The 13156-nt window shown below is 72.3% G+C and carries 11 protein-coding genes; 2 read left to right on the plus strand and 9 right to left on the minus strand.

The features are described 5' to 3' along the window. Complete coding sequence (locus GXW83_RS26485; RefSeq protein WP_182445579.1) at positions 1–912, plus strand: sucrase ferredoxin; 912 nt, start codon at positions 1–3, stop codon at positions 910–912. A gap of 151 nt (positions 913–1063) precedes the next feature. On the opposite strand, the gene GXW83_RS26490 is transcribed toward GXW83_RS26485, so the two are convergent. The 6 genes from GXW83_RS26490 to GXW83_RS26515 all read right to left on the minus strand — a co-directional run bounded on the left by GXW83_RS26490 (position 1064) and on the right by GXW83_RS26515 (position 8260). Beyond that, the gene (locus GXW83_RS26490) at positions 1064–2668 is read right to left on the minus strand and encodes a cation acetate symporter (RefSeq protein WP_182445580.1); all 1605 of its coding nucleotides are present in this window, start codon (positions 2666–2668) and stop codon (positions 1064–1066) included. Between the two features lie 36 nt (positions 2669–2704). Next, a complete protein-coding gene (locus GXW83_RS26495) occupies positions 2705–3181 on the minus strand; it encodes a DUF485 domain-containing protein (protein ID WP_370466894.1) in 477 nt (158 codons plus the stop codon). 319 nt (positions 3182–3500) lie between these two features. Further along, complete coding sequence (locus GXW83_RS26500) at positions 3501–4211, minus strand: response regulator transcription factor (RefSeq protein ID WP_182445582.1); 711 nt, start codon at positions 4209–4211, stop codon at positions 3501–3503. Between the two features lie 9 nt (positions 4212–4220). Further along, complete coding sequence (locus GXW83_RS26505) at positions 4221–5381, minus strand: sensor histidine kinase (protein WP_182447578.1); 1161 nt, start codon at positions 5379–5381, stop codon at positions 4221–4223. 72 nt (positions 5382–5453) lie between these two features. Next, a complete protein-coding gene (locus GXW83_RS26510; protein ID WP_182445583.1) occupies positions 5454–5942 on the minus strand; it encodes a CcdC protein domain-containing protein in 489 nt (162 codons plus the stop codon). 176 nt (positions 5943–6118) lie between these two features. Beyond that, a complete protein-coding gene (locus GXW83_RS26515) occupies positions 6119–8260 on the minus strand; it encodes a type IIA DNA topoisomerase subunit B (RefSeq protein WP_182445584.1) in 2142 nt (713 codons plus the stop codon). A gap of 484 nt (positions 8261–8744) precedes the next feature. Here GXW83_RS26515 and GXW83_RS26520 point away from each other — a divergent pair, with 484 nt between their 5' ends. Continuing rightward, on the plus strand, positions 8745–8975 hold the full coding sequence (locus GXW83_RS26520; RefSeq protein WP_182445585.1) for a hypothetical protein: 231 nt from the start codon (positions 8745–8747) through the stop codon (positions 8973–8975). A gap of 195 nt (positions 8976–9170) precedes the next feature. On the opposite strand, the gene GXW83_RS26525 is transcribed toward GXW83_RS26520, so the two are convergent. From GXW83_RS26525 to GXW83_RS26535, 3 genes are all read right to left on the minus strand, one after another. After that, positions 9171–10007, minus strand: coding sequence for a trypsin-like serine protease (locus tag GXW83_RS26525; protein WP_182447579.1), 837 nt, complete (start codon positions 10005–10007; stop codon positions 9171–9173). 179 nt (positions 10008–10186) lie between these two features. Beyond that, entirely contained in the window at positions 10187–11815 is a 1629-nt protein-coding gene (locus tag GXW83_RS26530; protein WP_182445586.1) for an RNA polymerase sigma factor, read from the minus strand. 373 nt (positions 11816–12188) lie between these two features. Beyond that, positions 12189–13151 (minus strand): FadR/GntR family transcriptional regulator, encoded by a 963-nt coding sequence (locus tag GXW83_RS26535; RefSeq protein ID WP_304940974.1) that lies wholly within the window; start codon positions 13149–13151, stop codon positions 12189–12191. Positions 13152–13156: the final 5 nt, after the last annotated feature.

A 13156-nucleotide genomic window follows, 5' to 3' on the forward strand; every position in this document is an offset into this window, starting at 1 on the left:
GTGAGCACGTGCACCACCCTTTCGAGGGTCCTCGCCGAACCCCTGGGCGGCTCCGCCACCACAGGGGCCACCTGGCTGCTCCTGGAGCAGTCCGGCCCCTGGGGCGCCCGGGCCCTCACCCAGAGCCACCTCGACCCGGCCGTCGGCCGCGCCCTGGAGGCCCGGAGCAAGGGCACAGGGCTGCGGGTGGCGCTGATCCGCCGCCCGGGGCGGCACGCCGAACGCCCGCCGCGCTCCTCGCGTCGGGTCTACCTCGCCCACACCAGCCCGGACCACCCCTGGGTCCGCGAGACCGAGGTGGCCGACCCGGCCGAGCTGCTCTCGCTGGACTTCGCCGCGCTGGGCGCAGGCGACCACGGCGGCACCGGATCGGACTACCGGGGCGAACCGCTCGCCCTGGTGTGCACCAACGGCCGCCGCGACCGCTGCTGCGCGGTGCTGGGCCGGCCGCTGGCGGCCGAGCTGGCGGCCGACGGCCACTCGACGGTCTGGGAGACCACCCATCTGGGTGGACACCGCTTCTCCCCCACCATGCTGGTGTTCCCCTACGGCTACGCCTACGGGCGGCTGTCGGCGAACACCGCCAAGGAGATCCTGACCGCCACCCACGAGGGTCGGATGGTCCCCGAGTGGTGCCGGGGCCGCTCCTTCTGGCAGCCCGCGAGCCAGGCCGCCGAGCTGGCCATACGCCAGGCCGTCGGCGAGGACCGGGCGGACGCGCTCACCCTGCACCAGGAGGCCGTCCCGGACGGCTGGACGGTGACGGTCGCGCACCGCGACGGCCGGGTCTGGACGGTGGAGGTCCAGGCCGGGGTCTCGGAACCGCCCCGGAGCCAGAGCTGCGGAGCCGAACTGGTGACCCCCGCTCGCTACGAAATTCGTACGATCAGACCGGCTCTGGTTCCGGTTTGACGACCGGGAACGACCGGATCGGCTCCATACGCCCCGTTCTGTGCCAACAATCCTTTCCCGCCTCCGTGTTCACCCGGTTGCGGCTAGGGTGGGGATCGTTCCCGGGCGCGCCTCCCCCGTCGCGCCCGGGAGCCTCGATCGGCCGCACGGGTCACACCGCGCCCGCCCCCGTCAGCGACCTGACCTCCAGCTCCGCGTAGGCGTCCGGGTCGGCGCTCTCCGGCGAGGTGACCGTGCCGAGCCAGCCGAAGAAGAACCCGCAGGGCACCGAGACGATGCCCGGGTCCTCCAGCGGGAACCAGTGGAAGTCCACCCCGCTGAAGATCGCGGTCGGGCTGCCCGAGACCACCGGCGAGAACAGCACCAGCACCACTGCCGTGACCAGCCCGCCGTAGATCGACCAGGTGGCGCCCCTGGTGGTGAAGCGCCGCCAGAACAGGTTGAACAGCAGCGTCGGCAGGTTCGCCGAGGCGGCGACCGCGAACGCGATCCCCACCAGGAAGGCGATGTTGAGCTTCTGCGCGCCCAGGCTCAGCACGATGGCCAGGGCGCCGATCACCACCGCCGCGATCCGCGCCACCACCACCTCCTGGTGCTCGGTCGGGGGCTCCTCCCCGGCCGGGCGGAAGGCACGCGCCCACAGGTCGTGCGCGAAGGCCGCCGAGGAGGCCAGGGTGAGCCCGGCGACGACGGCCAGGATGGTGGCGAAGGCCACCGCCGAGATCACCGCGAACAGGACGGTGCCCCCGACCGTGCCCGAACCGCCGCCCAGCGCCTGCGCCAGCATCGGCACCGCCGTGTTCCCGGCGTCGTTGGACGTCCGGACGGCCGCGGTGCCGACGATCGACGCCGCGCCCAGCCCCAGCACGATCGTCATCAGGTAGAACGATCCGACCAGGCCGATCGCCCACACCGTGGAGCGGCGCGCGGCCCGGGCCGTGGGCACGGTGTAGAAGCGGGCCAGTATGTGCGGCAGACCGGCCGTGCCCAGCACCAGCGCCAGGCCCAGGCTGACGAAGTCCAGCCGGCTCACCGCGCTGGCGCCGTACCGCAGGCCGGGCACGTAGTAGCGGCGGCCGTAGCCGCTGTGCGCGGCGGCGGAGCGCAGCAGCGCGCCCGGATCGCCGTGGAAGCGCACCAGGACCAGCACGCAGAGCAGCGCGGTACCGGCCATCAGCACCGCGCACTTGACGATCTGGATCCAGGTGGTGGCGGTCATGCCGCCGACCGTCACGTAGACGATCATCAGTGCGCCGATCCCGACGATGCCCCACGCCCGGTCGGCGCTGGAGTCCAGCCCGAGCAGCAGCGACACCAGGCTGCCCGCGCCGACCATCTGCGCCACCAGGTAGAGCAGGGTCACCACGATGGACGAGGCCCCGGCGGCGGCGCGGACGGGACGCCGCCGCATCCGCATCGCCAGCACGTCGGCCAGGGTGTAGCGGCCGCAGTTGCGGACCAGTTCGGCCACCATCATCAGCACCAGCAGCCAGGCCACCAGGAAGCCCACCGTGTAGAGCAGGCCGTCGTAGCCGTACAGGGCGATCAGCCCGGTGATGCCGAGGAAGGAGGCGGCCGACATGTAGTCGCCGGAGATGGCGAAACCGTTCTGCATCGGGCTGAAGTCGCGTCCGCCGGTGTAGAACTCCTCCGCCGCGCGCCCCCTGCGCCCGGCCCAGAAGGTGATCCCCAGGGTGACCAGCACCACCAGCGTGAACAGGCCGACGGCCAGGGTGTGTTGTCTGTCAACGGACACGGTCCGCTCCCCCTTCGGGAGGACTGCTGGGAAGGATCACCGGAGCCGGTCCTGGGTCTCCCAGCGCAGGCCGAGCGCGGCCCGGTCGCGCCGGTGGCGGGCATGCCGGGCATAGAGCCAGGTGATCACGAAGGTGCTGAGGAACTGCAGCAGCCCGAGCAGCCAGGCCACGTTGAACGGCCCGGCGACCGGCCGCGCCATCAGGCCGGGCAGGGCGACGGCGGCGACGATGTAGCCGAGGTACCAGAGCAGGAACACCGCGCAGGCCGGGAAGACGAACCGGCGGTAGGTGCGGCGGATCTCCTGGAACTGCTCGCCCTGGTGGACGTTCCGGTACACCTCGGCGTGCGCGGCCCGCTCCTCGGCGAGCCGGGCCCCGGCGGCGTCCTGCGGCTCGGGGTCGGGCCCGGGCCCGGGTCCGGCGTCCGGTTCGGGCCCGGGCCGGGTCGTGGTCCCGGCTTCGGCCTCCGCCTCCGCTTGGGCCTCCGCGCCGGGCGCGGGCTCGAGCAGCACCGCTGCGGCCGGCGCGGCGCCGGCCCCGGCCGCCGGGGAGCGGTCCTGCGGGGCGCGCGGGGGCGTCCACCAGTCGAACCCGCCCTCCGGCGAGCCCTGCCCTGGTACGCCTGCCTCCGGCGGCGGGCCCCCGCCCGTCGGGGGCAGGCCGTCCGGAGGCGTCTCGATAGGTTCCCGGTGTCTCAACAACTGTGCTCCCGCGCTGGATGGAGTGGCGGGCGCACCCCCGGTGACCCATCGCCCGTCGGCATCCAGCATGGTGATCCCCGCCCGCTCCTGGGGTCCGGTGTGCGGACGTTCACCCCATCAGGTGACCCGGTCACGCGCCCCTGGAGAGGCCGTGCCGGTAGGCGTAGCCGACCGCCTGGGCGCGGTCCCTCACGCCGGTCTTGGCGAAGAGGTTGTTGATGTGGGTCTTGACCGTGGCCATGCTCACGAACAGCCGGGCGGCGATCTCGGTGTTGGACAGCCCGTCGGCGATCAGACCGAGCACCTCCGCCTCACGGGCCGTCAGACCGTCCGGCAGCGCGGCCGGGGCAGCCGAGGCGCTCGGCGAGGGCGCGGCCGTGGGCGCGGGCGCCGGGGCCGCCGCCGCGCCGGACCGGGCCAGGTGCTCCAGCAGCCGGGCCTGGATCTGCGGGGAGAGCCCGGCCGCGCCGGAGCGGACGTCCGCGATCGCCCGGGCGATCTCCTCGCCGCCCGCGTCCTTGGTCAGGTAGCCGCGCGCGCCCGCCGCCAGCGCCGGGAACAGCGAGTCGTCGTCCGCGTACGTGGTCAGCACGACGACCTCGGTGCCCGGGTGCTCGGCGCGGATCCGCCGGGTCGCCTCGACGCCGTCGCAGCGCGGCATCCGCAGGTCCATCAGCGCGACGTCCGGGGCGTGTGCGGCGACCATCCGCACGGCCTCCTCGCCGTCGGCCGCCGCCCCCACGACCTCGATCCCGGGAAGCAGCCCGAGCAGCATCACGATGCCCTCGCGGACGATCTTCTGGTCGTCCGCGACCAGCACCCGCACGACGTTCTCGCTCATCGTGCCAGCCTAGGGCGTCGGCACGCTCAGCAGCACCCGGAATCCGCCCTCCTCGGGGCCCGCCAGCAGCGAGCCGCCGAGCAGTTCGGCCCGCTCCCGCATGCCCAGCAGGCCGTAGCCGCTGCCGCTGGCGGCGAGCTCTCCCCCGGCGTGCGGCGACGGGCCGTTGCGGACCTCCAGCTCGACCGTACCGTCCAGGTAGGACAGCCGGACCGCGCAGGCGGAGTCCGGCGCGTGCTTGCGGACGTTGGTCAGCGCCTCCTGCGCGGTGCGCCGCACCGCCACCCCGACCTCGGCGGGCAACGGCCGGACGCTGCCCTCGACGGCCAGTGTGGCGCCGTCGTTTCCGGCCAGGCTCGCCAGGAACTCGCTCACCGGCACGAACTCGCCGCGCAGCGCCGACAGCGCGGCCCTGGTCTCGGCCAGGCCGTCCTGGGCCATCCGCCGGGCGGAGACGATGCGTTCGCGCAGCTGCTCGCGGTCGGCCCCGGCGTCCAGCATCAGCCGCGCCGCCTCCAGGTGGACCAGCTGGGCGGAGAGGCTGTGGGCGAGGACGTCATGGATCTCCCGGGCGATCCTGGCCCGCTCGGCCAGCGCGGCCGACTCGGCCTCGGCGGCACGGGCCGCGCGCTCCTGCGCCAGCAGCCGGAAGGTCCCGGCCCGGGACTCCCAGTCCAGCCGGCCGACGTAGCCGAGGGCGCCGAGGCCCAGCACCGGCCCGAGGTCGCCCAGCCACCCCGAGGCGGGCACCAGCAGGATGTACAGCACCGCCGAGATCGCCGTGACCGGCATCCCGACCACCGGCGGCAGCCGCTGCATGGAGCCCATGGCGATGCCGCAGAGCAGCAGGATGGCGACGGCCTGGCCGCCGAAGTGGAGCGCCACCAGGGAGGCGGCCAGCACCAGGGCCAGCCACAGCAGGCAGGGCAGGACGCGCTTGCGCGTCGACGACCGCAGGAAGCCGGCGAAGGCCAGCGAGCCCGCGGCGGTCGTCCCGACCACGATCCAGGCGTGGCCGCCCCGCAGACCGGTGCCGACGAAGGTCAGCCAGACCGCGACAGTCAGCGCGAAGTAGCGGCCGAGCAGCCCGAACGCGCGCCGGGCCGGGGTCATCCCCCGGCGCTCCAGCGCCTCCTGGGACGGCCAGCTCGTCCAGGCGTCCTGCTCCACGTACGGTCCCCTCGCCGAGTCGGCCGCTGCCGCCGCCGACCGGACGAGGGGGAGGCTCATGAGGCTCACCGGTCAGCCCGCGACAGGCACACGGTACGCCGGGGCGATCTCGCGTGCCCGCCAGGTCACCACGGCGGAGCGCACCAGGAGCAGCGCCGCCAGCGAGAGCATGATCGCGCCCTCGCCCGAGGCCACGCCCAGGGCGCTGCCGAGGGCGATCAGCCCGACCCGGATCAGCACCATGCCGAGCCAGGCGAAGGCGGTGGCCTTGGTGCCCTTGGCCCAGATCGTACCGTTCTCGTCCCGCCAGACCCGGGTGGTGAAGCCCCAGACGCAGCCCATGCCGACCTCGACCACCACGCCGATCACCAGCAGCGCGGCGGAGGTGGTCTGGTGGTGCCGGTCCAACAGGTCGTGGTTGTCCAGGGCGAGGAAGGCGAGGACCGCCGGGAGGATCAGCATCCGCCGGGCGTTTCCGCTGAACTGGCGGGCCTTGAACTGGCGTGCGACGACGTAGCCGACGACCGCGATGATCAGTACGACGTTCGCTGCGCTGGACATTCTCTTGCCTCCGTGACTCGGGCGGTGTGCTTCTGCACACCGTTGAAGTTACGGATACGCGCTGCTCACAGCGTCGGAGCCAGGGTTGACCGGCGGTAGGAGACCCACGGGCGAGGCCCTCCACCCATGGGTGGAGGGCCTCGTACCGCGGTGTCGGCCGGGCGGTACCAGCGGTTCTAGGCGTCGATGCGGGAGCGGTCCAGCAGGGCGGCGGAGTCGACGATGAACTCCTTGCGGGGTGCCACGTCGTTGCCCATCAGCAGGTCGAAGACGCGCTCGGCAGCCTCCAGGTCGCCCATGTTGATCCGGCGCAGGGTGCGGTGCCGGGGGTCCAGGGTGGTCTCCGCGAGCTGGTCGGCGTCCATCTCGCCCAGGCCCTTGTAGCGCTGCACCGGCTCCTTCCAGCGCTGGCCCTTGCGCTGGAGTTCCAGCAGCGTGTTGCGCAGTTCGCTGTCCGAGTAGGTGTAGAGGTACTTCTCCTGGCCCTTGCGGGGGTTGGTGAGCTCGATCCGGTGCAGTGGCGGCACGGCCGAGAACACCCGACCGGCCTCGACCATGGGCCGCATGTAGCGCTGGAACAGGGTGAGCAGCAGGATCCGGATGTGCGCGCCGTCGACGTCGGCGTCGGCCAGCAGCACGATGCGGCCGTAGCGGGCCTGGTCGATGTCGAAGGTGCGGCCCGAGCCGGCTCCTATGACCTGGATGATCGCGGCGCACTCGGCGTTCTTCAGCATGTCCGAGACGGAGGCCTTCTGGACGTTGAGGATCTTGCCGCGGATCGGCAGCAGCGCCTGGAACTCGGAGTTGCGGGCGACTTTGGCGGTGCCCAGGGCCGAGTCGCCCTCGACGATGAACAGTTCGCTGCGGTCGACGTCGTCGCTGCGGCAGTCGGCGAGCTTGGCCGGCAGCGAGCTGGTCTCCAGCGCGGTCTTGCGGCGCTGGGCCTCCTTGTGCTGGCGGGCGGCGACCCGGGTGCGGGCGGCGGCGACGACCTTGTCCATGACCGCGCGGGCCTGGGCCTTGTCGTCGCGCTTGGTCGAGGTGAGGAAGGCCTTGAGCTCGCGGGCGACGACGGCCGAGACGATCCTGGTGGCGGCGGAGGTGCCCAGGACCTCCTTGGTCTGGCCTTCGAACTGCGGCTCGGCCAGGCGGACGGTGACCACGGCGGTCAGGCCCTCGGTGGCGTCGTCCTTGGTGATGTCGTCCTCGGCGACGCGCAGCAGTTTGGCGGTGCGCAGCGCCTCGCCGAGGGTCTTGGTCAGCGAGCGCTCGAAGCCGGAGACGTGGGTGCCGCCCTTGGGGGTGGCGATGATGTTGACGAAGGAGCGCAGGGTGGTGTCGTAGCCGGTGCCCCAGCGCAGCGCGATGTCCACGCCCAGTTCCCGGGTGACCTCGGTCGGGGTCATGTGGCCGAGCTCGTCCAGGACCGGCACGGTCTCCTTGAAGCTGCCGGTGCCCGACAGCCGCAGGGTGTCGCAGACGGCCTTGTCGGGCGCGAGGTAGTCGCAGAACTCGGCGATGCCGCCGTCGAAGCGGAAGGTCTGCTCGTCGGCGGCGGCGCCGTCGATGCCGCGCTCGTCACGGACCACGATGGTCAGCCCCGGCACCAGGAACGCCGTCTGCCGGGCCCGCGCGTGCAGGTTCTCCAGCGAGAGCCGGGCGTCCCTCAGGAAGATCTGCCGGTCCGCCCAGTAGCGGATGCGGGTACCGGTGCGGCCGCGCGTGGCCTTGCGGACCTTGGCCAGGCCGCCGCTGCCGCCGGAGGCCGGGGTGAAGCCGCTCTCCGGGCCCTCGCCGGCGAAGCTGCCGGGGGCGCCGCGGCGGAAGCTGATGGCGTGGGTGTGGCCGCTGCGGTCCACCTCGACGTCCAGGCGGGCGGAGAGGGCGTTGACCACGGAGGCGCCGACGCCGTGCAGGCCGCCGGAGGCCGCGTAGGAGCCGCCGCCGAACTTGCCGCCGGCGTGCAGCTTGGTCATCACCACCTCGACGCCGGACAGTCCGGTCTTGGGCTCGACGTCGACCGGGATGCCGCGGCCGTTGTCGCGCACCTCGACCGAGTTGTCGGCGTGCAGCAGGACGTCGATGTGGTCGCAGTAGCCGGCCAGGGCCTCGTCCACCGCGTTGTCGATGATCTCCCACAGGCAGTGCATCAGGCCCCGGCTGTCGGTGGAGCCGATGTACATGCCGGGGCGTTTGCGGACCGCCTCCAAGCCCTCGAGGACGAGGAGGTGCCGCGCGGTGTAGTTGGAGCCGTCGTTGCTGGAACCGCCGCTGCCCCGCAGGGCGCTGCTGGTCTGCACGGTCGTTTCGGCGGTCACGCGGGCACTTCTCCTCGGTCTGGTCCGTCTGGTCCGACTGCTGCTCTGCCGACTTGTCAGCCGCCCGGCGCTACGCGGAGCGCGAACACGGGCCCTTTCCCTGGCTTCCGGTCGTGCGGCCGGTGCACCATGGCGTCAATGCTGCCGGGTTGCAGGGTACCGGTGGGCGGGCTGGGGCTTCTGCTCCGACCTGCGCGGGGCTTATGCTACGCGCACTTCGCACGGACGTTCGATATCACGTTCGAGTGAAGCGCACACCACATTCGGCGGCAGGCATGAACCGCATGCAGTCCGGGCACGTCCTCTCTGACAAGAGAATGTAAACAGCGGCAGCGACATCGCCGCCTCCGACCCCCGGCACAGCAGCCGGGCCGACCCCGCACCCCGGAAGCACCACAAAAGAAAAGCCGCGAGCGGGAACGTTTTCGGCCTGGTTGGATGTTGACCCTGGTACGACAGCTCGTCGAGCTAGAGAAGAGGCGACGTGACTACAGTTCTGACCCCCGCGAGCCCGCTGACCGCAGCAGACCGCTGCGACCGGTGCGGCGCTCAGGCCTACCTGCGCGTTGTGCTGGCATCCGGCGGCGAGCTGCTCTTCTGCGCTCACCACGGCCGCAAGTTCGAGCCGGAGTTGAAGAAGATCGCAGCTGACATACAGGACGAGACCGGCCGGCTGACGGCCGCACCCGCCTCCGCGAGCGACGAGGACCGCTGACGGCCGCCCCAGGGCCCACCCCGTCGGCACCCCCGCCGCGGAGGCGCCGAGCGGGACACCAGTCGTCATGACAGTCAGGTCGGGCGGCGAACCACACAGGTTCGCCGCCCGACCTGACTGTGTCACAGGCCACATCGCTTCAGCTGCGGAGGGTGACCGCCGCGGCTGGACCGGTCACGGCAGCGGGACACCCGTTCACAGCTGGGCGCGGACCGCGCTGGCCATCGCCGCGAGCCGGGTGTAGACGCCCGGGTGTCCGGCCTCCGCGCAGCCCGTCCCCCACGAGACCAGGCCGACCAGCCGCCCGGCGACCACCAGCGGCCCGCCGCTGTCGCCCTGGCAGGCGTCCCGGCCGCCGGCGCTCTGCTCCCCGGCGCACACCATGGCGCTGCTCCGGAAGGCGCCGTCCGATCCCCCCGGGTAGTCGCGCGCACACGTGGCGTCGGCGATCACCGGCACCTGCACCGCGTGCAGGTCCAGCGCGTACTGGCCGTCGCCCTCCAGATCGCCCCAGCCGTAGACGGTGCCGGCCGTCCCGGCCCGGTACGCGCCCTGCTGCCCCTGGGCGACCATCGGCAGCACCTCCCGGCCGGGCTGCGGCTCGGCCAGCGTCAGGACGGCCACGTCCCACATGTTGCTGCGCATCGAGTAGTCCGGGTCGATCCACACCCGGGAGACCGGCACCTCGGCGCCGTCGTCCGAGGTCAGGTCGGTGCGTCCGACGATCACCCGCAGGTCGGGGCGGTCGGCCGGCTGCATGGTGGTCTCGTCGTACAGGCAGTGGGCGGCGGTGACCACCTTGTTCGGCGCCACCAGGGTGCCGCCGCAGAACTGCCCGGAGCGGGTGTCCCCGTACACCGAGCGGCTGGCCAGGGCCACCATCCACGGGTAGCGCGCAGTGGTCACCGGGCCGCCGCCGACGATGGCATGGGCCGGGGTCGGCCCCACCGCCAGGGCCGCGGGCAGCGCCGCGAGGAGGACCAGCAGGACCCTGCGCCCCGCCGCTCGATCGGACCTCGTCCCGCACTTCATGACCGCCACCCGCTTCACCCCTCCGCCGACCGGACGCCACAGCGTAGTTGCCCGGTCACCCCGCGCGTCCAATTGACGCACCACCAGACGGGTGAGCACACGGCTTCGAGGGGTGACGGACGCACGAACGGCCGCAGGCCCGGAGCCTGGGGCTCCGGGCCTGCGGTGGGGGCGTGCGATCAGTCCAGGTAGTCGCGCAGCACCTGGGAACGCGACGGGTGGCGCAGCTTCGACATGGTCTTGGACTCGATCTGGCGGATGCGCTCGCGGGTCACCCCGTACACCTTGCCGATCTCGTCCAGCGTCTTCGGCTGACCGTCCGTCAGGCCGAAGCGCATCGACACGACGCCGGCCTCGCGCTCGCTGAGCGTGTCCAGGACCGAGTGCAGCTGCTCCTGGAGCAGGGTGAAGCTGACCGCGTCGGCCGGGACGACCGCCTCGGAGTCCTCGATCAGGTCGCCGAACTCGCTGTCGCCGTCCTCGCCGAGCGGGGTGTGCAGCGAGATCGGCTCACGGCCGTACTTCTGGACCTCGACGACCTTCTCCGGGGTCATGTCGAGTTCCTTGGCCAGCTCCTCCGGGGTGGGCTCGCGGCCCAGGTCCTGGAGCATCTGCCGCTGCACGCGGGCGAGCTTGTTGATGACCTCGACCATGTGCACCGGGATGCGGATGGTGCGGGCCTGGTCCGCCATGGCGCGGGTGATGGCCTGGCGGATCCACCAGGTGGCGTACGTGGAGAACTTGTAGCCCTTGGTGTAGTCGAACTTCTCCACCGCGCGGATCAGGCCCAGGTTGCCCTCCTGGATCAGGTCCAGGAAGAGCATGCCGCGGCCGGTGTAGCGCTTGGCCAGCGAGACGACCAGTCGGAGGTTGGCCTCCAGCAGGTGGTTCTTGGCGCGGCGGCCGTCCTCGGCGATGATCTCCAGCTCGCGCTTGAGCTTGGGGGCCAGCTTGTCGGCGGCGGCGAGCTTGTCCTCGGCGAAGAGGCCGGCCTCGATCCGCTTGGCCAGCTCGACCTCCTGCTCGGCGTTGAGCAGTGGGACCTTGCCGATCTGCTTCAGGTAGTCCTTCACCGGGTCGGCGGTGGCGCCGGCCACGGCGACCTGCTGCGCCGGGGCGTCGTCCTCGTCGTCGTCGGACAGGACGAAGCCCTGCGACTCCTCCTCGCCCTCGACCGGCTCGACGTCGGCCTTGACGGCGGTCTCCTCGACCACCTCGTCCTCGCCGCCCAGCTCGTCGTCGGACTTGCCGGCCTTGCCCGCCGCGGTCTTCTTCGCCGCGGTCTTCTTGGCCGGGGCCGCCTTCTTCGCCACGGTCTTCTTGGCGACGGCCTTCTTGGCCGGGGCGGCGTCCGCGGCGTCGAGCTGGGCCACAGCGGCGTCGTCGTCCACCGGGCTCAGGGAGGTCACCGCGACCGGGGCCGCGGTTGCCGGGACGGCGGCACGCGGAGCCGCCGGCCGGGTCGTGGTGGTGGCCGGGGCCGCGACCGGAGACGTGCGCGAGGACACGGCCCTGGTAGCCGTGGCCTTGGTCGCGGTCGTCTTCGCCGCGACGCTCTTGCGGGGGCGCTTGGGGGCAGAGGACTCTGCCGCGCTCACCATCAGCGTCACACCCTCCTCGTCGAGGACCTGGTTGAGGCTGCGCATGACGTTCTTCCACTTGGTGACCGGGATCTGGTCCACCTCGAAGGCGTGGCGCACGTCATCGCCGGCGATCTGCCCCTGTGCCTTGCCCCGCTCGATGAGTGCCATCAGCGCGGTGGACTCGGCGATTTCGGGGGGGAGCGAACGGGATGTGCTGGCCGACACGAACAACCTCTCGGACGTGAGTGGACAGAACCCGCCCGAGAGGGGCAGGTTCTGGAAAACTACGGAACAAACTGCTGGAGTACTGCTGGAGTGGTGCGGCGGCGACGCCCGAAGGGGTGCGCCCTCCGTGTGCCACCTCCGTACACATCGCTGTGCGGAGAGAAGTGTTACGCCCGGTTTTCGTGGCGCAGGTCACACTCCTGTCGTAGGCATACCCCGAACAACACTCCTCGACGGGCTCTCATTCCGTCGGTCGCCCGATTCAGTGACACCGGCGGGCCCGGCGGTACGCCCGGTGCGGCGGGCCTGCGGAGACGCGGGAGACCGCCGCCTGAGGTTCAGGGCGGCGGTCTCCTCGGGGGCCGTTCGGGTGTCAGTGCTCGCGCGGCGCCGGGACCACATGGTCGATCTCGGGGTGGACGGTCAGCAGGGCCCGCATGGCTGCCTCGGCGGCGGTGCCGTCGCCGGTGCCCAGGGCGTCCACCAGCCGGGTGTGCAGCCCGACGGACGGCTCGGACGGGCGTTCGCAGGCGGTGATCGGGCCGCCGGAGACATTGAGCGCGGAGCCCACGATGCCCGCCAGGTGCTCCAGCATCCGGTTGCCGGAGAGCTCCAGCAGCAGGGTGTGGAACTCGCTGTCGGCCCGGCTGAAGGTGACCTGGTCGCCCTGGTCGGCGGCGTGGCCCATGATCTCGGTCATGTCGACCATGCGCTGGTGGATCTCGTCCCGCCCGTGGCCGGCGGCGAGCCGGGCGGCCAGCGGCTCAATGGCCCAGCGCAGTTCGAACAGCTCGCGGCGCTGGTCGTCGCGTTGCGGCCCGTAGGCCCGCCACTCGATGATGTCGGGATCCAGCAGGTTCCAGTCGGCGACCGGGCGCACCCGGGTTCCGACGTTGGGCCGCGCGCTGACCAGGCCCTTGGCCTCCAGCACGCGCAGGGATTCGCGGACGACGGTGCGGGACACCTCGAAGCGCTGGCCGATCTCCTCGGGGACGAGGGGTCGGTCGGCGCCCAGGTCACCGGAGACGATCATCTGTCCGAGCTGCTGGACCAGCTGGCCGTGCAGGCCCCTGCCCCGGCTGCCCGGGGTACGGCGCGGCGCGCGGCTGATGTCGGGCTCGGGGCTGTCCCAGCGCGGCGAGGGTCCGGGGGTGCCGCGCTCGGGAAAGGCCCGGTCGGCGGTGCGTTCGCCGACCGGGAATCGGTCCAGCTCGCCGATGCCGGGACGGGGCGTGTCGGACATGCGGGCGGTGGTCATGGGGGGATGCGCAACGGTACTCACATCTCCTTTGTCGGCCTTCGCGCGCCGCGCCTTGAGGACTTTCGTGAAAAGCACACGAA

This window comes from Streptacidiphilus sp. PB12-B1b (assembly GCF_014084125.1).
In the GTDB taxonomy this organism is placed as follows: domain Bacteria; phylum Actinomycetota; class Actinomycetes; order Streptomycetales; family Streptomycetaceae; genus Streptacidiphilus.